The following is a 21,610-nucleotide window of genomic DNA, read 5'->3' on the forward strand; positions in this document are numbered from 1 at the left end:
ACTGAAAAAATTATTCGGCTTGCTGCTTTTCTGCTGCACGCAGGCTGTTGGCTAAACGGTCTAACACACCATTGATGTATTTATGACTGTCTGCGCCGCCAAAGTGTTTAGCCAGCTCAATCGATTCATCTAAAACCACGCGATAAGGAACTTCAAGATGATCTTTCAGTTCATATGCGCCCAGACGAAGTGTCGCCAATTCAACGCCATCTAAGGCATTGAGTTCGCGGTCTAAGACCGGAATCAGCAGTGCATCCAATGCTTCATGATTGGCAACCACTTGAGTCAACAATTCATGATAATAAGCCAGATCCACTTTGTGCATGGCATTTTCCACACGTGTACGTGCTTCAATCTCATGGACAGGGTTGTGGCTCATCTGCCATTCATAAATTCCTTGTACAGCAAAGCGACGTGCTTTACGTTTTGCTGCATAAGTTGCTTGGAGTGTTTGCGACATGTGTTAAATAGCCTTTAACAAGTTAACCATTTCAATTGCAGTAAGGGCAGCTTCGCCACCTTTATTGCCTGCTTTTGTACCCGAGCGTTCAATCGCCTGTTCAATACTGTCCGTCGTGAGTACGCCGTTAATCACTGGTAAGCCGCTGTCTAAACTGACCACGCCTAAACCTTTAACGCATTCACCGGCCACAAAGTCAAAATGTGGCGTGCTGCCACGAATGACTGCGCCCAATGCAATAATGGCATCAAAACGATCGGAAGCTGCCAGTTTTTTAGCCACAACCGGAAGTTCCCACGCGCCGGGTGCGTGAATGACAGTGATATTATCCTCTGATACACCATGACGTTTCAATGTATCAATGGCGCCTTCTAATAGATGTTCAACCACAAAACTATTAAAACGACCCACTAAAATCGCGTAACGACCTTCGCTTGCGAGATGTAATAAACCTTCAATTCGGCGAATAGCCATAGCAACCTCGATTATTTCTGTGTTGTTTGCTGTGCGGTGATATATTCCACCACTTCTAAGTTAAAGCCAGATAGTGCATTGAAACGTAATGGAGAGCTCAGCAGCTTCATTTTTTCCACGCCTAAATCACGTAAAATTTGTGCACCAACACCAATGGTTTGATATTGCTGTGACAATGCCGCATTCGATTTACTTGGTTTCGGGGCTTTTAAGCTTTCTAAAGCAGGCCCTAAATCTTGTAAATGACGCTGACCAATCCAGACCAAAACTCCACGATCACTGCTGGCAATTTCTTTTAACGCACGGTCTAAGTTCCACGCGCTTTCACCGTCAGGCTTGTTCAGTTTTAACAAGTCACGTACTGGACTAAAACCATGTACACGTACGGTGGTGATGCCTTCTTTTGGCTCACCTTTGACCAGTGCCAAATGAATATCAGGATTACCTAATTCACGATAACGAAACAGCTGGAAATCGCCATATTCGGTATTGATATGTTGCTGATCAATACGCTCAACCGTTTGTTCATTGGTCATGCGGTAATGAATTAAATCAGCAATGGTACCAATTTTTAAGCCATGTTTTTCAGCAAAAACTTCTAAATCAGGACGGCGCGCCATGGTGCCATCATCATTAATAATTTCACAAATCACCGATGCTGGTTCTAAACCTGCCAAACGTGCTAAATCACAGCCCGCTTCGGTGTGACCTGCGCGGTGCAATACGCCGCCCGGTTGTGCCATCAGTGGGAAAACATGCCCTGGTTGGACAATATCCGCAGGTTTAGCATGCGCTGCGACTGCGGTTTGAATAGTATGCGCACGTTCTGCAGCTGAAATACCGGTGGTAATACCTTCAGTGGCTTCGATGGATAACGTAAAATTCGTTCCATGCTGTGCACCATTGGCATCGACCATTAAAGGTAAGTTGAGCTGCTGACAACGGTCGCGGCTTAACGTTAAGCAAACTAAACCCCGTGCATGGGTAATCATAAAGTTGATGTCTTCTGCGCGCACATGTGTGGCCGCAATGACTAAATCACCTTCATTTTCTCGATCTTCATCATCCATCAGGATGACCATTTTTCCTGCACGGATATCTGCTACGAGCTCTTCAACAGTATTGAGCGGCATCAATCTTCACCTTCTTTTTGTCTCAAATGACATTTTGCTTACCGCATAGTCTAACGCGTTTTGACGTCTTTTGCCTATGCTTATTGATTTGCCTAAACTGTCCTTTGTTATACACAGTCGTTGTAGGCTTGAAAAGAGCTGTTTATTTTAAAATTTGGTGATTGTGCGGTATTTTTAGGCAGTTGGCTGTATTCATTGGCGATCTGCGATTATCACTTTGAATCGCCAATATCAATGGCGCCAGATCTAGATGTTAAGCTTGCGATAAATAGACTAAAGGTGTGCGGTATAACGCCTGCAAATAGCGTAGATTTGGCTTTCATTTAAGCCCAATACATGCGCTCTAGAGATCAGGTATGTAAATATACTTATTCAGTATTTTACATTGCATGACTTTTATATTAAAGATAGTAATCGCGTCTGCTTGTCAGGATGTTCTGATAGCAAGGCCGCTGTGAATTGAGTACTGCGCTGTGATTGGATGAGATGGCTTAAAGCAGCAATGAATAATAAATATTTAGCTAGGTGAAAAGGATATGACCGCACTCAGCCCAGAGCGTGATTTGCATCATTATTCGCATAAGGCTGATTTTGCGCAAAATTTAATGTCAGTCATTTGCGGTGAACATCGTTTAGATACGCGCTGCCGAGATACCCTTGATTTTCATTACGATGGCATGCGCTTGCCGCATCGACAGATGGCCATCGGCACGATCCGCTATGGTGCGCAGGTCACCATTAATATTGCCAACTTACGCGCTTATAGCATTAGTTTGCCTTTACATGGCCGACAGCAGCTCAGTATGAGCGGCGCCAGTTTTCACTCTAACGACCGTCAAGGTTTAATTGTATCCAATGCCAGTTCGCAAGATTTAATTATTCATCCAGAATGTCAGAAAATTCAGGTGGTGATTCCTGAAAAAAGCATGCAGATGGTGTTAAGTGACTTATTGGATCAGCCAGTGGATCAGCCGATCATTTTTGATCCGCAAATGCATGTCGATTCCAGCGCATTGATTGCTGCATGGTGGAAAAATATTGAACAATTCATGCAATTAAAATCACAATATTCCGGTTTTTATGGGCTGCAAATGCTTTCGGAAGACTATGAAAATTTTGTGATTAAATCTTTATTGTTGTCACAAGAAAATAATTTTTCAGCGCTGCTAAAACAGCGCTCGCAGCAAGAAATACCGGCTTATATTATGAAGCTGCGCCAGTTTATGATTGAACATGCCCATGAAATGCTTTCTGCTGAAGATTTATTGCGCTGCTCAGGTGTTTCTAAAAGTAAATTATATGCTGAATTTCAACAGTATTATGCCACCACACCGATGCTATTTTTACGTAATTATCGTCTACAACAAATTTATAAAATTTTAAGCAATCGCCGGTTAAATCAGCGCTATTCAATCTCCAGATTGGCCTATGATTGGGGTTTTACTCATCTCAGCCGTTTTTCTCAAGAGTACCGCGAAGCGTTTGGCGAGACACCGAGCGAAACCAAAAGTAAGTTTTTATAATTTATAGTGATTCAACCGCTAAAATCGCTATTGGCTGACTTGGTTAATGATGCTTTATGCCCAACTCACCCTTTAACAATATGGTGCATGCGCTGATATTGAGCTGCATTTTATGACGTTGAAGAAGATACTAAACGCCTTTAATTCGGCGCTTTTTTATCATCTAACTGATCGGGTATAGAGTAATTCGTTGGCTAAACAGCAGTCTGAATTGAGGTAATTATACTTAAAATCCATATCTTAGCGTGATGTAAGTAGACGCAACACAGTACAGTGAAAAAGATGAAAATTACGCGATAAAAAAAGCGGATTGTGCTTATGTCACAATCCGCTTTTTAGACTCTATTTGTTCATAATTAAGCCGCTTTTTTTGTCTCTAAAATGGCTTTATGGGATGATTTTTCATGCATCACTTTAAGAGTTAAAGCGATAAAGGAAATAAAGGTCGGAATGGCCAAAATAAAGAAAATGCCAGATAAACTTAAGTTAAAGGTGAAAATAAGTGAACCGAAGAAGGCCCCTAAAATCGCTCCAATCCGTCCAATACCGTGCATCCATGACACACCCACTGCGCGGCATACCGACGGATAAAACAGTGCGGCCAATGGTAGAAGTGACGATTGTGCGCCCACCAACAATGCACCAATTAAGAAAATGGTAATGCCCAACAAGACAATATTGGTACTGACAAACCCAGCCACCAAAAACAAGATGACCGCGAATAAATAGGAAAATTTAATCACTTTGGTTGGGTTTACTTTGTCCATATACCACCCCATTACAATGGCGCCAATGACACCGCCAAATGGGAAGATCGCAGCAATTAAACTAAACTGTTGCGTGCTAAAACCTGCAGTTTTTAGAATGGTTGGCATCCAACTGGTTAAAAGATAAAACACCAATAAACTGGTAAAACAGCACAGCCATAACATGCTTGAACCCCACAGATACTTGCCCAAGACCATTTTGGCTGGACTTTCACTGAGATTACTTTCTGCTTGTGGCAGCACCAATTGCACGGGTTCAACGAATGCGCAACCTTGTAAGCGCTCTAAAATATGTTTTGCTTTGTCTTGTTGAGCATTTTTAATTAAGTACTGCGGTGACTCAGGCAGTTTTAACAGCAGTGCCACCACCAAAACCAGCGGAATAGCACCACCAATAATAATAACTTTGGCCCAGCCTAAATTTTCTAATAAGTAGGCGGACAGTACACCACCACAGGAAATGCCCAGCATAAAACCGCAGCCGGCTAAACCCGTTAAAAAGGCTTTGCGTTTGGCGGGCATATATTCAGAGACAATGGTGCTGATGTTTGGCATCGCTGCGCCCAAACCTAAACCAGTAATAAAACGATAGATCATTAATTCTTGGGTGGTGCTGGCAAAACCACATAAAATGGTAAAGCTGGCAAACAATAAGGTGGTGCTGGTAATAATCGCTTTGCGCCCAAATTTATCAGATAAGGGACCTGACAGCAGAGCACCAATGGACATACCCACCAGTGCCGCACTAAGAACGGGCGCCAATTGCGGCTTGGTAATGCCCCAATCATCCAATAACGCGGGCGCGATAAAGCCAATAATACCGGTGTCTAAACCATCACAGAAAAATACCAAGAAGCCGAAGATAAACACCAGCCACTGTAATGGCGAGAGTTTATCGCGGTCGATAATCGTATTTGCATCAATTTTTTTCATTGTTCATCCTTGTAAGCGCATTCGAATTTTTATTGTGATTGATCAAGACAACAGCTATTAATGCGTTCATTTGTCTTGTGTGCAGCAGCCATAGAGCAATAAATTTTCTATAGCGGTCGCGGCGTGTGATTGAATGCAGCAGATGGGGCTAATCCCTGTGTGCCGCATCTGTATATTGATAAATGATTTATACAACAATAAGTTAAAAGCATTCCTATACGGTTATAAACATTTTCCCTGATGAAAGCCATGAATTTATATACATGGCGATGCCGATTACGCTGTACTTCAAAGAGCACCTAACTAAGATAACGTGCTCACGTGCTTTTAGACGTGATAGAAGTCTAAAACCGAATCAATTTTATCATTCAGTAAAACAATATGCTGCCGACGGATACGGAAACTGTCCTCTGTTTTACGCAGCAGATAGGTGGCATGACCGTAAAAACTGCCCTCTAAACCTTGGCGGTTATACAGCGTATGCCAGCCCACTTTTGCCTCAATCAGATCATTTTCAAGCACTTTGACACGAATATTATTTAAGTTGTGCAAGGTGCGCGGTAAGGGATTGGCAGAGGCGGCTTTACCGGTACGAATTCGAAAAATGCGATCCTCTAAACCGGAGCGGTCTGCATAGTAGATATAAGACATGCCTTGATTGGGGTCTTGCACGTAGCGATGATCATCAATCCATTGCGGAATATGATATTCACTGTCTTCATCATACAATTCCAAATAGGCATCCCAATCATAGGCATCACAGAGTTCAGCTTTTTTGATCAAAAATTGACTGACGTTAAAATGTAATTCAGCAGACATGATTAAAGCTCCTCTGTAGCAGGAATAGGTTCAGCAGTAATATCCTGCATTTTTAAGGCTTTATTGTTCAGACCCTTTTGTAATAAATGTTGCCAATGACCATGTTGATTGACATATAACCCTTCATGGGTAAATTCTTGTCCGGTAATCACTGGAGTAATACCTAAATCTTGAGTGTTTTGAGTAGCGCCATAGCACCAGTTTTGATGACCACGGGAAATATCACTCCAGTGTTCAATACGTGCCTGAAAGCCTTTTTGTTGTTCACGAAATTCAACCAAATCATCCGGTGTGCCTAAACCGGAAACATTAAAGAAATCTTCAAATTGACGAATACGATTGCGTCTGGCTTCACTCGATTCACCTTTAACCCCAATGCATTGACTGATCACTTCGGTTTTATTCCATGCCACTGGACGGATAATACGCAGTTGTGAGCTAATTTGATCCATGAAGAATAAGCTTGGATAAAGATTCAAATTTCTTAGGCGATGCATTGCCCATGCCGCTCTGGTTGCGCCATATTTTTCTAAGAGATAAGGGTAGACTGTGGCATAACCGGGACGTACCGCAGGGTTGGGCATGTCACTAAACAACACACTGTGACCATTTTTAAAGCTAAACCAACCATCATCGGTATTGCTGTCGCCTGCACCTAACTTACTGTAATCCAAGGTATCTAAATCTGCACCTTTGGCCAGATTAACCTGTTGGCGATGCTGTACGGTGGAAACATAGTTATAGTGTACGGTGCTGACATGATAGCCATCTAGGCCATTTTCATTTTGTAGTTTCCAGTTTCCAGCAAAGCTATAGGTCGATTTCCCTTCCAGTACTTCCAGTTCACCCGTGGGCGACTGCTCAACCATTAAATCTAAAAAGACTTTGGCGTCACCTAGAAATTCTTCTAAGCTATCAGTGGCTTGAGTATCTAAGCTGACAAAGACAAAACCACGATAACTGGCAATGCGACCTTGTTTTAGCCCACGCTTGGTTTTATCGAACTGCTCACAATATTCTTTGGCGGCTTTGACCTTCACCAAACGACCATCGGATTTATAGCTCCACGCATGAAACGGACAGGTAAATGTAGATTGATTGCCTTGTGCCACGCGGGTGAGTGTTGCACCGCGGTGTGCGCAAGCATTGGCCATGGCATGCAATTCACCTTGAGCATCACGGCTGATAATCATCGGCTGACGGCCAATTTGTACGGTCACAAAATCGTTTAAATTGGCAATTTCACTTTCATGACAGGCATAAATCCAGACCTTTTCATAAATCAGTTCCATCTCTAAATCAAATAATTCAGTTTCGGTAAACATGTCACGAGAGATACGAAATACGCCATCTTCTGGGCGAAAATCGAGACTGTTCTGAACAAAATCTTGCCATTCGCTTACATTACGTGAGGCCATTGCATAATCCTTTAATCAATGAGAGCTTTAAACTGATTGAAGCTTAAAAAGCACTTTGGCTCTATCCGTTTTTTCCGTATCTTTATCCAATTTTTTTAATGCATGAAAATATGGGGCGTATGGGCGCTGATCAGATCGCGTTGATTCATCATTAAAAAGGGTCTGCTTTGAAATAGGATTTTACAAGGTGGCAAAATGAAGTCGTGTGATTTTCAATATAGCCTATTTACATAGGGGGCGATATTTTTGCTATGGAAAATATAGGGCACGTATTCTGTTAGAACAGCATTACAAAGATGCCGATGAATATCCAATTTTTAATTGGTGTGAGAACATGCTCAGTTCATGATTGACCATCATTCAATGTGGTTTTATTTGTACGCAAGTTCGTGGATTTATATGAAAGGCTGATTGTAGTTAAAGCTAAGGTCTGGATTTAAAAAGCGTTAGAGAGATTATTTTCGCTCGATGAAATGAAAAGCATAGAGCGTTTTTACTTGCTGACGGCTGCTTAGGTTTCAATATGCTTTGATCCATATCTTCAATTCAATTGACTGTATGCGGTAGGCAGGGAGATCTGTTAATTATTGATGCAGATGTATTACTGGATCGTGAAAAATAGACTAAGCAAGTCTATCAATATTGGATGGTGAGCTTTTAACGAGATATGTTCAGAGTTAGATTAAACTCAGCACTAAAGAAGATTAACTATTGATTTATAATGTTTATTTATAGAAATAAATTAAATTTTAGATACAAAAAAAGCACTATACAGTGCTTTTTTTTAAAATAACGTGTTATCGATTAGATAGCAACGATATTTACTGCGTTCGGGCCTTTTTGACCTTGAGTAACGCTGAATTCAACTTGTTGACCTTCGATTAAGGTTTTGAAGCCAGAACTAGCGATTTCGCTGAAATGAGCAAAAACGTCAGGACCGTTTTCTTGTTGAATAAAACCAAAACCTTTAGTTTCGTTGAACCACTTAACAGTACCTTTAACAGTGTTTGACATAGTATAAATCCTATATTGATAATTTTTAGCCGCGTTATCGACTGACAGTAACTTTGAAAATAATAAAGAATGAAACTGGAAATCTGATAAAACGAAGGATTATGACTAAAACTGCGATACTTAAAGAAGATTTACCGAAACAAGACTTTTTTTCTAGTTGAGCCAATTATAGCTGAATAAAATAATTATTCAAGCCCTTATATTGATTATTTATCTTATTGGTGAAATTTTATGATTTACATCACTTTTTTTGATTAAATAAATGAATATAAAGCAATTTTTAGCACTAAATCGATTAAGAATGCGTCATTATAGGCGAAACAAATTCAAAAAATAATTAAAATTAAGCGTAAGTAGCAAGTTTAATTAATTAAAATCATTCTTTTTTATACATAAAATCAAGAAACATCGATGAGATGAGTGCTCGTCGATGGGTGAGAATGCTTAATTAAAGCCAATATTATATGCAGCTGATCAGATGGCTTATTTTTTTTATTGCTGAAAATGCGATCTGTATATAGCACTGCTTCTAGAAAATATTAATGTAGAGATAAATGTTGAATTTTTTAAGGTTAAGGTTTTCGAAAAGGATTACGCTTCCAATCTTTTAATATTAAATATAATAGGCCAACAGCCAAAATAACTAAAAAAATGATAGCAATAAAATATAAGTCCAAAACTAAATCACACTAAAGAGCCAATAGTGCGGATTGTGACACAATTTTTTATAAAAAAATACAATATCATTATATAATTGCTAAGTTTTTTATATTGAGTGTTACTTGAAATAAGGTTGAGTAATTGATATTTAACTTCTCTAATTGCGAATCATTACATTTTTAACTTAGAGCAACTTAAAACCTGATAACTCTTACACGCTTTAGATGGCTATTGCGTACACTGATAGCTCAACTTCTCTACATAGGCAATTACAATGAATAATTTCAATGAGGATATCAAAGAACATGCTTCAGTAATCGCTTCATGCGGTACACAAGTGGGCAAGGTTGATCATTTAGAAGGTCAAGACTCGATTAAATTGACCAGAAGTGATGATGAAAATAATGAGCATCACATCATTCCACTAAGTTGGGTGAGTGAAGTCAAAGATGGTAATGTGATTTTGAATAAAAATTCAGAAGAAGTTAAAGTACAATGGAAGACTGTATAAGTGGTCGAGAACTGAATAGTTTTTAAATTACTGACACAGCTCTTTTATTCTGGGTATGAAATTTATAGATGTAAAGCCAGTCCACAAGACTGGCTTTTTTAGTGCTAGGTACATTAAATAGTTGCTTGTATGAGCAATCAATAGCTGTTGTTGCGATTAGACTAAAATCTTAATCTACATGGCAAGATCTAAAAAAGTCTACTCAGAAACCATCACAATAGATCAGATAGCTGAGCTGAAATAAATAAAATGCTTTTAAAAAACAATAAGAAAAAGGCCCCTATCTAACGATAAGGGCCTTTTAAAATTTGGAGCGGGAAAAGAGACTCGAACTCTCGACCCCAACCTTGGCAAAAGTCACCGACATAAAATACGTTAAATCACTTATTATTATGCTAAATTAAATCATTATAAAACATGTATATAGGGGAATTGTGTTTTGTGATGTGAATTTATGTAGGGTGGGGTATAAATAAGTTGGTCACTTTAGTGTTTATATAAATTCAACAATAATGACCAGCATAAAACATGCTTCTGTTTTTTATTATTTTTATTTTTTACTGTTTGGTAAAAAATATCTAATGGTGAAATCCTGAATTTGATAAGCAGTAATAGTCAAAAAAATTGATGAGTGATTGATCTTTATTTTTTAGTTAAGAGACAAATATTATTTTCAATCCGGCCTTGGATCATTTGGAGAGTTTCTGATCTAATCTGCTCAGGTAATAGATTATGAGCGATCCTACTGAATCGAATTGCAACTCCGCAAATTGAGCTAATAATTTCATCGACTTCTTGAACAGAAAGATCGGCTTCTTGAGTACCAAGTTTTACAATAGCTTGTCGAGGAATATCTAGTGCTTCACCCATAATATCCATTTGATGATATCCACCTGGTCCTTCACAGAAAGTAACATCATAAGCAGGGGCGAGTTTCCATTGTCCATTTTGGGACATTAAAAATGAAAAGTTTTTGCAATGATCATCTCTATTATTGAAAACAACATTAAAAACAGCTCGCTTGAATGCAATTGCTTTTTCGCGAACATCATTGGTGCAGAGGTGTGTAGCACGAAGAAAGTTACTGTAGTCTAAACTCCCCGGTGATTTAAAATCAGCCCCAGTAAAGGCAGCTAAACTTTGCATAGGGATACGCATACCATCTTGGCGGTCAAATCTTTTTGATGCAAATGCGGTTAATCCATTCGGAAGAGTAAAATATTGGGTATCAGGGGTGTCAATACCACAGTGACGCAAACATTCTGCATAAACAGCTTCAATTGCACAAACTTCCGGATGCTCTTGCTGAGCGGGAAATTTGATCAGCCATGCTTCATATTGATGTGAGTTAACTGTTGAGAATTGGTTGGTGACAGGATCACGATAGACGAGTGCTTTTGGCCTTGCACCTTGTGGAGATCCGCCCATAATTAATAAATGCTGTAAAAATTCTGCACCTTCTCCTTTCAGAACTTCTTGGACTTCTTCGGCGAGTTTAATTAGTGGAATATTTTCAGTTAATGAAAACTCAGATGCTGAAGGTTCAAAGCATAATGCCCCCATTGCATGTGTACTAATATACGTGAGCCGCTCTAATGGCCCAATTCGTGCTGGATTAAGTCCATTTTTTTTAAACAAGCGATCCATAAGGAGCATACCCCAACCATCGGGTAAGGCATCATATATAGGACCGGGTAATCCCATTTGATGTGCAGGAAAGTTCTTTCTTAATGGATCACCTTTTAACGCAAGTAAGTAAGAGGAAAGCTCTAAACCTTTACTGATCGCTTCTGCACTGTATTCGAAGGCAATCAATGGTCGACCTGTAATTGCGGTTGAGGAAATCAGCGTGCCCCAAAGCCAATATTCACCCCATCCATTGTAGTAGACATGAAGTTTTTTGAGCATGGGTTTATTTACTCTTTATACGTTGGCGAGCTGTATTGCTCTCATAGCGGAGAATATCATCTACACTGTTTAAATGAGGTTTGAAGAGTTCCTCTAATTCTTTTAATCGGCCCAGTACCATAGCAACGCGTACTAAATTCTCAAATGAAATATTTCGACCAGCTTCAAGATTGGATACTGTATTCACACCAATACCAGCGCGTGCAGCGACATCTGCCTGAGTCATTTCCAGATAAAGTCGTTCTTTACGAAGCCTCTCACATAATAAAGCAACAACTTCTTCAGGCTTCCTGAATTTTAAATCCATAATATTGTCCCTTATGCTTGCATATAGCTATTAAAACACAAAATAATAGATTTATGAATTGTGCTGGTTGATTGGTAAAGAGGTACTTTATTGGCTGATTAGACCTTATTAGGACAGGTGATTTCAGATCGTCAAGCACATACAGTGATTCCACCAAGAAAGAATGCAAAGCCTTGGAAAGATAGACAAGCAAGATCTTTAGAAAGAAATGAATTATTAAAAACGGTCAAGCGCCTAGGCAGAGTAATTTGGAAAAAGTGGTCTGGGTATCATCGTCGAAGTTTGGTAGAAACCAAGATGCATTTCATCAAATTATTAGGCGATAAATTGACTGCAAGGAATTTTGCTAGTCAGGTGAATGAGATTCATGCACGTGTGGCAGTTCTCAATAAATTTACAGAATTAGGTCGACCTCATACCCAAGTTGTCACTTAAATTTGAGCAATTTGGGGAAGTTTTACTTTTAAATGCTTTATGCAACAAAGCCTTTCAGTTTTTAGATGCATGTATCTGCATTAAATAAAAATAAATTTTGAAAACTCACTTGGATAAAAATAATACTTTACTACTATAATAGTTATATAATAGTTAAAACTGACTATACTTTACTATTTAAATAGAATTATGAATGATTTTTGCTCTGTCCAAATATTTTTGACTAATCAATGGATCGATTGTGCCACTATTGAATTAATAGGTGAAAAAGCTAAAGGTTGGAAAGCTAGCTGTGGAACATATTATTCAATGGATTACGCAATTGAATATATGGGGTTACGAGATGGTTATGCTGTTTCAAATCATTATCCGATTAATTTAGAAAGCAATATTGAGCCTACGTGGCTAGCGTTTCTAGTTGATCTATTACCTCAAGGATATGGTCGAAAAGAACTATTAAAAAAACTTGGCCGCCCTGAGTATGAAGAAGAGTCAGCAGATTGGCCATTGCTTAAAGTAGGAGCGAGCAACCCTATTGGTAACTTAAGAATAAAAGAAGCTCATGAATGGCTTTTAACTCAATACTCAGATCAGTTAGTACAAGGATTTTCAATACAGGAAATTATCGAACGTAGTGAAGAGTTTCTTGAGACATTATCATCTTTTGGACTCTTTATCTCTGGATCATCGGGTGTTCAAGGTGAATGGCCAAAACTATTACTCACACAAGGTCATGATGAGTTATTTTATCTTGATCATACGTTACCTGATGAAATGGCTAAACAGCACTGGTTGGTTAAATTTAGCCGAGGAACGCATCAACGTCTAAACAAAATTTTGAATCAAGAACCCTTATATATGCAAATAGCAGCATATTTAGGATTGCGAGTATTTAGACCTCTCGAGTTACATGGAAGAACTTTATTTATTCCACGTTTTGATCGGCAAGTGGTTGATAAGCGTGTTGAAAGAATAGCCCAAGAAAGTTTAGCTTCTTTTAGTGGAAAAGCGGGCTTCGGAGTAAAAATGTCTCATAACGAAGTCTGCAAAATTATCATGAATTGCTGTACGGACCCAGAAACAGAAATTCTTGAATATGTAAAAAGAGATTTAGCGAATATCGCTTTAGGAAATAAAGATAATCATACCCGTAATACAGCATTTCAGAGGTTTAACAATGGTGATATTCGATTAACGCCTTTATTTGATTTTGCCCCTATGTGGTTACATCCTGATGGAATCGCGCGATCTACTCGATGGGAAAAAGATGATAACAACTGGGCTTCAATTATTCATCAGATTGTAGAATGCAGTTCTTTAACCATAGAACAAATAAAAGCTTTATTTTCTGAACAATTACCTTTGTATCAAGGGCTTTTAACCCAGATGGAATCTATCGGGATAGATGATGAAATTCTAGAAAATTGTACATATCGCATTGAAGGTATTTGCGCACAATTACAGGAAATTTGTTATGGATAAACGTTTTATTCCACTGTCTCAAATAGAGCAAATTAGAAAAAGACAATATGTCTTAGAACAGATTCAGCTTAATCCAGACTGGCCAATACATATTATTGCAAAATTCATTAGAACAGAGCTGCATCTGACATTACATGAAATGTCCAAGATCACTAAAATTTCGCTTCAAACTTTACAGAAGCTCGAGCGATCAGATGCAAATCCAACCTTAGAAACAATGCTAAAACTTTTAACCCCATTTGGTTTAAAATTAACTGTCGTGAAGAAATGATTACGTTCTATCAGAATATTTTCGACCTCAATGATCTGTTTAACTTCTCTGATTTGATTGTCTTTACTCACAATATTCCTATTGAGTGAGTCCAATTTATGCTCAGGTTGAGCAGCTCGGCTACTGTTCTGAAATGACAGCTTTGTCCGTTATAATTGTATAAACATTTTTAGTGTCTGGTAATCATGTCTTCATTGATCAATTTTCTATCTCGCTTTAGTACCGCAACTATTCAGCGCAGTCTTAGCTACGCTAAACACATTGATAGGGAAACGATTGAGTTCTTTGAGGAAAAAGACGATGTCACGATGTATGCCCAAATTGAAGGGACGGATTATTACGATACTGCAATTACCTATAATCTTAAAAAAGACCGTTTAATCGATGACGACTGCACTTGTCCGGTTGGATATGACTGTAAACATGCTGCTGCTTTAGCACGGTTATTCTTTCAAGAATATCGCCAAGAATTTCAGCAGCGTTATGCTGAATCTCAATCCCCACAGGGAATCGCAAACCGCCAACAGGGGTATAATCAGGCGCAACGCTGGTTGAATGATTTTAAACGGTATTTACAACAGACTGAACCTGAGCAATCTGCCAAAACAAACACGTGTTTAATTTACCTGTTAAATCAGTCTGTCAGCTCAAAGAAATTGACCCTTGTGGTGCAGAAGGCCAGACGCAATAAAAATGGCTCGATTGCCGGTGAAAGTGATTATATGCAATATGAAAATATCACCAGAAAGCATCTGACTTTACCTGAACAAAAACGAAAATTATTTAACCAGGTTTATTATTACGCCAAAATAAACAGCGACGAACGCTTTTATCAGAGCAATCTTAATATCTCCGGGATTTTATTGGAGCACTTCAAATCTTTTATTCAAAGTGGTGATGTTTACTGGCAAAAAAAGAGCCATGCTGCACTTCAATGGTCAGAACAAGGGTATAACATCGAATTTATATGGGAACAAGGTGTCAAAAAACAGACGGAGCATTTAAGCATTGAATTGGTCAATGGCGATATTCGACTCGATTTAAAATCAAATCCACATATTCAAATTCTCGCTAGCCAGCCACCGTGTTATGTCGATATTCGACAGAACACGGTGGGTCAATTATATGGCGAATATACGGCAAATCTGCTCTACCATTTTTTGCAGATGCCTGATCTTCCATCCACGCTATTGTCTGAGTTTGAACATATTACTCATCAATATTTAAACGTGCAGAATCTGCCTCAGTCCGAGTCTATTCAGAGTGTTGAGGTCCTTGCCGGCAGCCCCCAGCCAATTTTACGCTTTGGTGTTTTAGATAAATTTGATTGGAAATTGGAGGAGTCTGTTTGTGCTGAAATTGAATTCTCCTATGCAGGCGGACGAATAAAAGCGGGTACATCAGGTGACAGTTTTATCGGTGAGCAGCATGGCAAAATGGTGCGACAGCTTCGAGATTTAATTCAGGAACAACAGGCAATCCAGCGTTTACAGCTATTAGTCGCATCACTGGGTTGGGTGAAAGATCTTAGCTATTACCAGCAATCAAAACTTGATAAACAACGTCTCGATTCTATGGTTTTTGCTTTCTACGGAGACTGGATCAAGCAACTAATGCCAATCAATCAAATTGAGTTAATGGGGTGGCAGATAGAGCACCTGGAACACAGCCCATTTAACCTGCAATATGTTGAAAATTTAAATATTTCCATCACTGAATCTGAAAGCCAGCAGAACTGGTTCAATATCGGGGCGACCGTTCAGGACAGTGCAGGCAATTGCTATGACCTGCTCGATGCGATTGCCGTTCTGGTGCAACAGCAGCCTGATTTACTTAATCCGCAGGCTTTTAATGATCTTGATGACACTCAAATTTTTACCCTGAAAACTGCGTTGGATAAACCCGATTTGGCTCTGTCGGTCAGGGACATCAAGCCGGTATTGTTGCATCTCCGCGGTATTTTACAGCAGGATGAACGTAGCCTGGATCGCTATGATGCGAGTCAACTAATAGAGTTACAGCATCATCTTGGGATGGCATGGCAGGTCAGTGACCGGCTGCAGCAATTTGCGCAGAAATTCAAACAGGGCTATCAGCAACAACTGCCGACACCAAAAGGTTTTCAGGGGGAATTACGTCCATACCAGCAGCAGGGCTTAGGCTGGTTACAGTTTTTAAGGGAAACCCAGCATGGCGGGATTCTTGCAGATGATATGGGCCTGGGCAAAACAGCACAAACTTTAGCGCATTTGCTCATGGAAAAGCAGGCTGGACATTTGCAGGACAGCCCCGCCTTAATTGTTGCGCCAACATCGCTGATGCATAACTGGCTCAAAGAAGCGGAAAAATTTACCCCTGAGCTCAAGGTGCTGCTGCTACAAGGGCCGGACCGACATCAGTATTTTGAACAGATTCCGCAATATGACATTGTTTTAACCACCTATCCGCTCCTGGCGAGAGATGAAGATCAACTGAGTCAATATGCGTATCATCAACTTATTTTGGATGAAGCACAGAATATTAAAAATCCTCGTGCCAAAGCCGCACAGGTGGTACGGCAATTAAAAGCGCGACATCGTCTGTGTCTAACCGGTACCCCGATGGAAAATCATTTGGGTGAGCTGTGGGCACTATTTTATTTTCTGATGCCAGGATTTTTATATTCACAAGAAATCTTTAATAAAAAATACCGTCATCCGATTGAAAAACGTGGTGATCAGCAGCTAAGGCAAAAGTTGGTTAGCCGCATTAAACCCTTTATTTTACGTCGCTTGAAAACTGAAGTCGCCAAAGAATTGCCTGAAAAAACCACGATTGAAGTCAATATTGACATGAATGAACAGCAATCCAAGCTATACGAGGCTGTTCGCGCCACGATGCAGGAAAACATTCAGAAAATTGTGGCAGAAAAAGGCTTTAAACGTAGTCAAATTCAAATTTTAGATGCCTTGTTGAAACTACGTCAGGTCTGTTGTCATCCTAGCTTACTGAAACTGGATTCAGTTAAAATCGGGCAGGCACATTCTGCCAAACTTGAACAGTTGATGGATATGGTCGTCCCGATGGTGGAAGAGGGACGAAAAATTCTCATCTTTTCTCAGTTTACTTCAATGTTGGAATTGATTGAGCAGCGACTCAATCACGCAGAAATTGGCTATGTCAAACTGACTGGAAAGACCAAAAAACGAGATGAAGTCATTACAGCATTTCAGTCTGGACAAGTGCCTGTGTTTTTAATCAGCCTTAAAGCTGGAGGTGTAGGCTTAAATTTGACCGCCGCAGATACGGTCATTCACTATGATCCATGGTGGAATCCTGCTGCTGAAGATCAGGCTTCAGATCGTGCATGGAGGATTGGACAGGACAAGCCGGTATTTGTGTACAAGCTGATTACCAATCAAAGCATAGAAGAGAAAATTATTGCCTTGCAGAAAAATAAAGCAGAATTGGCACAGTCTATTCTAAGCACCGATCATGAGGGCGAAGCGAAACTTACGGAAAATGATCTGATGAAATTGTTTGAAAAATTTTAGTATTTTATTTTTGGCTAGTCTTTTTGTCGAGACTGTAAATTAAATAAACTTTATTATCAGGAATTGATGTGGTTCCGTTAATTAGACCACTCAATCTAGGGCGTGTCATCAATTAAGCCAGAGGATTGTTGATGCCAAGTAGATCGCTGATAAGAAGTTTTGAGCCAATTTATCATAGCGTGTAGCAATAGCACGATACTGCTTGAGCTTGGCAAAAAAGTTCTCGATCAGATGTCTTGCCTTGTAGAGATGTCGGTCATAATCACGCTGATCAATAGAATTACTTTTCGCTGGCATCACAATTTGACCCTTCGCCGCTAAAATTGGAGCAATGACCCGATCCCTGGAGTTGTAGGCTTTATCCATAAGCCAGGTCTGGCTCAACGATAAGTCCAGCAACACATCTGAACCGTTTAAGTCATGGACCTGCCCATCAGTGAGATAAAATCCTGTTGGTTTGCCTAAAGCATCAGTACGGGCATGAATTTTGGTGCTTAAGCCACTTTTACTGCGTCCAATCGCCTGATTTTTTTTCCCAGCGCTGTGTTGATGAGCACGTACAATGGTGGAGTCTAACATGGCGTATTCATTATCACTGTCATGTGACAGCACTTCAAAGACCCTCTGCCACACACCTGTTTTAGCCCAATGGCTAAAACGAGTATGCACGACTCTAAAATCACCAAAGCGTTCTGGTAAGTCTCGCCACGGGATACCTGAACGATACCGATACAATACTGCTTCAACAAATAGTCGGTTGTCTTTGGCCGTTACTCCAACAGTACCCATTCGTCCAGGTAACAGATCTTTAATCTGTTCCCATTGATCATCTCTTAAGGCATAGCGTTTAGTCATAAAAGTATAATGGGGACAAGGTGGTTTTCCTCAAGGTAATTGATGACACGCCCTAGGATACAATTGATCGAATTTGTGATCATTTGAATATTGAAGTTGGGGATTTATTTGTTTTTGAAAAAAACAATAAAGATCATGATATTGAAGAATAGTTTGGTCACAAATGGTCACAAAAAAAGAGCCGTGGTCACAAATTTAAGCATAAGGAAAAACTGAATAATCAGCGGCAAGGATGGTGGCGTTTTTTTATAAGTAAATTAAGAAAATTTAAGGTGATTTAAGATCATTTATAAAAGATGGGCACATTTTGGTCACAAAGCCAAAGGATGAGGTCATGAGAAATCATCACAATACATCCGATGGTTGAGTAGAAATAAATAAAATACTTTTAAAAATCAATAAGAAAAAGGCCCTTATCTGACGATAAGGGCCTTTTTAAATTTGGAGCGGGAAAAGAGACTCGAACTCTCGACCCCAACCTTGGCAAGGTTATGCTCTACCAACTGAGCTATTCCCGCTTATTGAGCAGTTTTTAATAAAAACTTACACTAAAAAATTTGGAGCGGGAAAAGAGACTCGAACTCTCGACCCCAACCTTGGCAAGGTTATGCTCTACCAACTGAGCTATTCCCGCATGCCGTGTATAATACAGGATGTGAAAATGTGGTCAATCCCTTTGTGAAAAAACTTGTATCAATTGCATAAAATAAAAGCATTTTGACGCAAGTAATGCGGTTTTATCGTGATAACACGGCATGTCAGTGCAATGACTACCTAATAGGTCAATGGATTTGTTTATCGACGGACTTAAGATTGAAGCAGAACAGGCTATACTAAACTGAGCTATTGAACTATTTACGAGTGACATCATGAATTTAGAACAACAATTGATTGAACGCCTACAGGTTTTATCCCCACTGCATTTAGAGGTGACCAATGAATCAGCAGGGCATGGCGGTTATTTCCCTGGTAAAGAATCACATTTTAAAATTATTTTAGTCAGTGAGCAATTTCAAGGCTTACGTTTAGTGCAGCGTCATCAAAAAATTTATGCCGTAGCCGGTGATTTACTCGCGCCAAACAAAATTCATGCACTGGCGATTCATGCTTTATTGCCTTCAGAGTGGCAAGGCCAAGCGCTTAGCAGTCCTGAATGTGCGCATGCGCCAAAATCTGAATAAAGGACTTTAAAATGGAGATGCAACTGACGATCAAAATTGTGCATATGACGACTGCACTGCTGTTAGCAGTGGTGGTCATTGCTCGAGGTTTTACTTTATTCGTGGGTGTACAAGGCAATCAGCCCAATCCGATTGCACGTAAGCTTTTTGTCATGCTGCAACATTTGAGCATGACCATGATTATCGTGACCGGTATTATGGCCTTATTTCTTAAAAACTTTACGGTAGCGCCTTGGTTTTATGCCAAGATTCTTTTATTTGTGGTGTTATTCTCCTCGTTAATCAAAGCCTATAAAAAAGATGACAGTATTTTATTGGCGCAACGCCGTGCAGGTTTGGCCATCGCCGTGGTGGCTTTGCTGGCAATTATGATTCTGGTGCTTGTGAAGCCAACTTTCGGTTGATTGTTCGACATACCACAGCGTAATAAAAAGCCTATCGGTTAAACTTGCGCACATCAATCAAATAATAAAATACAGAGGATACTTTTAATGCTGACACGTGTGGTGTTTAATCAAAAAGGTGGGGTGGGGAAGTCTAGTATCGCTGTTAATCTTGCCGCGATCAGTGCCTATCAGGGCTTTAAAACGTTACTTATTGATCTGGATCCACAAGCCAATTCGAGTCAATATTTATTGGGTGAGGAAGCTATTTATGCGGCAGATCGTCCGGCATTACAGCCCAATATTGAAAACTATTTTGAAGAGGTGTTAAACAGCAATCAAAGTAAAGGCTTGCTTGGCAATGCGCTCGGTTCTCTTTTAAAAACGCGCAGTAAAGGCTTAGACAGTTATGTGCATCAATCGCCATTTCCGAATTTGTCTGTCATTCCGGCCAGTCCCACTTTGGGTACGTTGGCGCATGCTTTAGAGGCCAAACATAAAATTTATAAATTGCGCGATGCACTGCAACAGATGTCCGCGCAGTATGAGCGCATTTATATTGATACACCGCCTGCGTTTAATGTTTTTACTTTGTCGGCATTAATTGCTGCCGACCGCGTGTTAATTCCATTTGATTGCGATGTATTTTCTAAGCGTGCACTGCACAGCTTGATTGAAAATGTGATTGAGACGCAGGATGATCACAACAGCGCTTTGGAAATTGAAGGAATTGTGGTGAATCAATATCAAGCGCAAGCCAAATTACCGCGCCAAGTGGTGCAGCAGTTGAAAGATGAGCAGTTGCCAGTGCTGAATAGTATGTTGCCACCTTCGATTATCATGAAGGAATCACATCTTAAAAATCTACCACTGATTCATTTGGCTACGGATCATAAATTGACGCAAGCCTATCAATCGTTGTTCAATGAAATTGAGCAAAATAACCGTTGAGATCTGTGATGAAAAAACGTTATCTAGGCCTTGTACTGGGCAGTGTGGTTTTATTCTCTGCCTGTGCGACAACCGTTAAGCCCACGTATATTTCTCCTACGCAATATCAAGCCTTTAACTGTGCACAATTACAAAGTGAATATAACCGTATTCAGTACTATATCGACCGTGGTGTGCAAGCACCCAAACGTAGCGGTGTAGGAGTTGGCGTTGGACTGGGTGGAGGATGGGGCAGCCGTGGAGGTTGGGGAATTGGTCCAAGTGTATCGGTGAATATGGGGCAATCTTCTAACACCAAAAACACTGAACTGGCACGCTTGTTAGGTGAGCAAGAAGCCATCGTACAGGCCGCCCAATTTAAGAACTGCCCGTTAACTGTTCGTAATAAAACTACACAATAGCGCAAATAGTCACTCTGTTTTTTGGTCTAAATGGCCTACAGAGTGATTAAATCTTAGCAAAATGTTTCAAGGAAAAATAATATTTATTAAAGGGTTGAGTTTTTTTGTTACGAAAAAAAGCCATTTAAAATTATTTTTTTTAAAGGAAGTACTTGTTAGTTTTTATAACTTTCATATAAGGTGTGCCCCTG

19 protein-coding genes, 2 tRNA genes and 2 pseudogenes are annotated in these 21,610 nt (G+C 39.8%); 11 read left to right on the forward strand and 12 right to left on the reverse strand.

What is annotated here, in order from left to right; genetic code table 11:
• Window positions 1–10 precede the first annotated feature (10 nt).
• The 3 genes from nusB to ribBA are packed head-to-tail and all read right to left on the reverse strand — an operon-like array spanning window position 11 to window position 2,067.
• Entirely contained in the window at window positions 11–460 is a 450-nt protein-coding gene (nusB, locus tag SE27_RS02415) for a transcription antitermination factor NusB (protein WP_039620542.1), read from the reverse strand.
• A 3-nt stretch (window positions 461–463) separates the two neighbouring features.
• Window positions 464–934, reverse strand: coding sequence for a 6,7-dimethyl-8-ribityllumazine synthase (gene ribH, locus SE27_RS02420; protein WP_039620544.1), 471 nt, complete (start codon window positions 932–934; stop codon window positions 464–466).
• A gap of 11 nt (window positions 935–945) precedes the next feature.
• A complete protein-coding gene (ribBA, locus tag SE27_RS02425) occupies window positions 946–2,067 on the reverse strand; it encodes a bifunctional 3,4-dihydroxy-2-butanone-4-phosphate synthase/GTP cyclohydrolase II (RefSeq protein WP_039620546.1) in 1,122 nt (373 codons plus the stop codon).
• 536 nt (window positions 2,068–2,603) lie between these two features.
• On the opposite strand from ribBA, the gene SE27_RS02430 reads away from it, so the two are divergent.
• The gene (locus tag SE27_RS02430; protein ID WP_039620548.1) at window positions 2,604–3,590 is read left to right on the forward strand and encodes an AraC family transcriptional regulator; all 987 of its coding nucleotides are present in this window, start codon (window positions 2,604–2,606) and stop codon (window positions 3,588–3,590) included.
• 356 nt (window positions 3,591–3,946) lie between these two features.
• Here SE27_RS02430 and SE27_RS02435 read toward each other — a convergent pair whose 3' ends face one another.
• From SE27_RS02435 to SE27_RS02450, 4 genes are all read right to left on the reverse strand, one after another.
• Entirely contained in the window at window positions 3,947–5,290 is a 1,344-nt protein-coding gene (locus SE27_RS02435; protein ID WP_039620551.1) for an MFS transporter, read from the reverse strand.
• 327 nt (window positions 5,291–5,617) lie between these two features.
• Window positions 5,618–6,109: an anthranilate 1,2-dioxygenase small subunit gene (antB, locus tag SE27_RS02440; RefSeq protein WP_039620552.1), complete on the reverse strand. Its 492-nt coding sequence runs from the start codon at window positions 6,107–6,109 to the stop codon at window positions 5,618–5,620.
• A gap of 2 nt (window positions 6,110–6,111) precedes the next feature.
• On the reverse strand, window positions 6,112–7,527 hold the full coding sequence (gene antA / locus SE27_RS02445; protein WP_039620554.1) for an anthranilate 1,2-dioxygenase large subunit: 1,416 nt from the start codon (window positions 7,525–7,527) through the stop codon (window positions 6,112–6,114).
• Between the two features lie 804 nt (window positions 7,528–8,331).
• On the reverse strand, window positions 8,332–8,541 hold the full coding sequence (locus SE27_RS02450) for a cold-shock protein (protein ID WP_039620556.1): 210 nt from the start codon (window positions 8,539–8,541) through the stop codon (window positions 8,332–8,334).
• Window positions 8,542–9,475: 934 nt separating this feature from the next.
• Here SE27_RS02450 and SE27_RS02455 point away from each other — a divergent pair.
• Window positions 9,476–9,712, forward strand: a complete 237-nt coding sequence (locus SE27_RS02455; protein ID WP_039620558.1) for a DUF2171 domain-containing protein — start codon at window positions 9,476–9,478, stop codon at window positions 9,710–9,712.
• Between the two features lie 642 nt (window positions 9,713–10,354).
• Here SE27_RS02455 and SE27_RS02460 read toward each other — a convergent pair.
• Together SE27_RS02460 and SE27_RS02465 are read right to left on the reverse strand one after the other, a co-directional pair.
• Window positions 10,355–11,620, reverse strand: a complete 1,266-nt coding sequence (locus tag SE27_RS02460; protein WP_039620560.1) for a type II toxin-antitoxin system HipA family toxin — start codon at window positions 11,618–11,620, stop codon at window positions 10,355–10,357.
• A gap of 4 nt (window positions 11,621–11,624) precedes the next feature.
• Entirely contained in the window at window positions 11,625–11,927 is a 303-nt protein-coding gene (locus SE27_RS02465) for a helix-turn-helix transcriptional regulator (RefSeq protein ID WP_039620562.1), read from the reverse strand.
• A 114-nt stretch (window positions 11,928–12,041) separates the two neighbouring features.
• Here SE27_RS02465 and SE27_RS02470 point away from each other — a divergent pair.
• The 4 genes and pseudogenes from SE27_RS02470 to SE27_RS02485 all read left to right on the forward strand — a co-directional run.
• Window positions 12,042–12,362: pseudogene (locus SE27_RS02470) on the forward strand (IS5/IS1182 family transposase); the annotation flags it as partial.
• 189 nt (window positions 12,363–12,551) lie between these two features.
• Window positions 12,552–13,844 carry a type II toxin-antitoxin system HipA family toxin gene (locus SE27_RS02475; RefSeq protein WP_039620564.1) on the forward strand — a complete coding sequence of 431 codons (1,293 nt, stop codon included), beginning with the start codon at window positions 12,552–12,554 and terminating at the stop codon, window positions 13,842–13,844.
• Window positions 13,837–14,115 carry a helix-turn-helix domain-containing protein gene (locus SE27_RS02480; protein ID WP_039620566.1) on the forward strand — a complete coding sequence of 93 codons (279 nt, stop codon included), beginning with the start codon at window positions 13,837–13,839 and terminating at the stop codon, window positions 14,113–14,115. Before SE27_RS02475 ends, SE27_RS02480 begins: the two co-directional genes overlap by 8 nt.
• 185 nt (window positions 14,116–14,300) lie before the next feature.
• The gene (locus tag SE27_RS02485; RefSeq protein ID WP_039620568.1) at window positions 14,301–17,648 is read left to right on the forward strand and encodes a DEAD/DEAH box helicase; all 3,348 of its coding nucleotides are present in this window, start codon (window positions 14,301–14,303) and stop codon (window positions 17,646–17,648) included.
• A 108-nt stretch (window positions 17,649–17,756) separates the two neighbouring features.
• Here SE27_RS02485 and SE27_RS13590 read toward each other — a convergent pair whose 3' ends face one another.
• The gene (locus tag SE27_RS13590) at window positions 17,757–18,503 is read right to left on the reverse strand and encodes an IS5 family transposase (RefSeq protein WP_081406866.1); all 747 of its coding nucleotides are present in this window, start codon (window positions 18,501–18,503) and stop codon (window positions 17,757–17,759) included.
• A 56-nt stretch (window positions 18,504–18,559) separates the two neighbouring features.
• On the opposite strand from SE27_RS13590, the pseudogene SE27_RS13810 reads away from it, so the two are divergent.
• Window positions 18,560–18,655: pseudogene (locus SE27_RS13810) on the forward strand (helix-turn-helix domain-containing protein); the annotation flags it as partial.
• Window positions 18,656–18,945: 290 nt separating this feature from the next.
• Here the strand turns inward: SE27_RS13810 and SE27_RS02495 are convergent.
• Both SE27_RS02495 and SE27_RS02500 read right to left on the reverse strand, forming a co-directional pair.
• Window positions 18,946–19,021, reverse strand: a tRNA-Gly gene (locus SE27_RS02495).
• A 40-nt stretch (window positions 19,022–19,061) separates the two neighbouring features.
• Window positions 19,062–19,137: transfer RNA gene (locus SE27_RS02500), tRNA-Gly, on the reverse strand.
• A gap of 235 nt (window positions 19,138–19,372) precedes the next feature.
• On the opposite strand from SE27_RS02500, the gene SE27_RS02505 reads away from it, so the two are divergent.
• The 4 genes from SE27_RS02505 (at window position 19,373) to SE27_RS02520 (ending at window position 21,419) form a co-directional block, all read left to right on the forward strand.
• On the forward strand, window positions 19,373–19,684 hold the full coding sequence (locus tag SE27_RS02505; RefSeq protein WP_039620570.1) for a BolA family protein: 312 nt from the start codon (window positions 19,373–19,375) through the stop codon (window positions 19,682–19,684).
• Window positions 19,685–19,695: 11 nt separating this feature from the next.
• Complete coding sequence (locus tag SE27_RS02510; RefSeq protein WP_039620572.1) at window positions 19,696–20,088, forward strand: SirB2 family protein; 393 nt, start codon at window positions 19,696–19,698, stop codon at window positions 20,086–20,088.
• An 87-nt stretch (window positions 20,089–20,175) separates the two neighbouring features.
• Entirely contained in the window at window positions 20,176–21,018 is an 843-nt protein-coding gene (locus SE27_RS02515) for a ParA family protein (RefSeq protein WP_039620575.1), read from the forward strand.
• Window positions 21,019–21,026: 8 nt separating this feature from the next.
• Complete coding sequence (locus SE27_RS02520) at window positions 21,027–21,419, forward strand: hypothetical protein (RefSeq protein ID WP_039620577.1); 393 nt, start codon at window positions 21,027–21,029, stop codon at window positions 21,417–21,419.
• The last annotated feature ends 191 nt before the right edge of the window (window positions 21,420–21,610 follow it).

Source organism: Acinetobacter harbinensis (genome assembly GCF_000816495.1).
In the GTDB taxonomy this organism is placed as follows: domain Bacteria; phylum Pseudomonadota; class Gammaproteobacteria; order Pseudomonadales; family Moraxellaceae; genus Acinetobacter; species Acinetobacter harbinensis.

Coding starts and splice junctions, on each gene's coding strand:
- nusB (WP_039620542.1), bottom strand. CDS start 460: ATGTCGCAAACACTCCAAGCAACTTATGCAGCAAAACGTAAAGCACGT.
- ribH (WP_039620544.1), bottom strand. CDS start 934: ATGGCTATTCGCCGAATTGAAGGTTTATTACATCTCGCAAGCGAAGGT.
- ribBA (WP_039620546.1), bottom strand. CDS start 2,067: ATGCCGCTCAATACTGTTGAAGAGCTCGTAGCAGATATCCGTGCAGGA.
- SE27_RS02430 (WP_039620548.1), top strand. CDS start 2,604: ATGACCGCACTCAGCCCAGAGCGTGATTTGCATCATTATTCGCATAAG.
- SE27_RS02435 (WP_039620551.1), bottom strand. CDS start 5,290: ATGAAAAAAATTGATGCAAATACGATTATCGACCGCGATAAACTCTCG.
- antB (WP_039620552.1), bottom strand. CDS start 6,109: ATGTCTGCTGAATTACATTTTAACGTCAGTCAATTTTTGATCAAAAAA.
- antA (WP_039620554.1), bottom strand. CDS start 7,527: ATGGCCTCACGTAATGTAAGCGAATGGCAAGATTTTGTTCAGAACAGT.
- SE27_RS02450 (WP_039620556.1), bottom strand. CDS start 8,541: ATGTCAAACACTGTTAAAGGTACTGTTAAGTGGTTCAACGAAACTAAA.
- SE27_RS02455 (WP_039620558.1), top strand. CDS start 9,476: ATGAATAATTTCAATGAGGATATCAAAGAACATGCTTCAGTAATCGCT.
- SE27_RS02460 (WP_039620560.1), bottom strand. CDS start 11,620: ATGCTCAAAAAACTTCATGTCTACTACAATGGATGGGGTGAATATTGG.
- SE27_RS02465 (WP_039620562.1), bottom strand. CDS start 11,927: ATGGATTTAAAATTCAGGAAGCCTGAAGAAGTTGTTGCTTTATTATGT.
- SE27_RS02475 (WP_039620564.1), top strand. CDS start 12,552: ATGAATGATTTTTGCTCTGTCCAAATATTTTTGACTAATCAATGGATC.
- SE27_RS02480 (WP_039620566.1), top strand. CDS start 13,837: ATGGATAAACGTTTTATTCCACTGTCTCAAATAGAGCAAATTAGAAAA.
- SE27_RS02485 (WP_039620568.1), top strand. CDS start 14,301: ATGTCTTCATTGATCAATTTTCTATCTCGCTTTAGTACCGCAACTATT.
- SE27_RS13590 (WP_081406866.1), bottom strand. CDS start 18,503: ATGACTAAACGCTATGCCTTAAGAGATGATCAATGGGAACAGATTAAA.
- SE27_RS02505 (WP_039620570.1), top strand. CDS start 19,373: ATGAATTTAGAACAACAATTGATTGAACGCCTACAGGTTTTATCCCCA.
- SE27_RS02510 (WP_039620572.1), top strand. CDS start 19,696: ATGGAGATGCAACTGACGATCAAAATTGTGCATATGACGACTGCACTG.
- SE27_RS02515 (WP_039620575.1), top strand. CDS start 20,176: ATGCTGACACGTGTGGTGTTTAATCAAAAAGGTGGGGTGGGGAAGTCT.
- SE27_RS02520 (WP_039620577.1), top strand. CDS start 21,027: ATGAAAAAACGTTATCTAGGCCTTGTACTGGGCAGTGTGGTTTTATTC.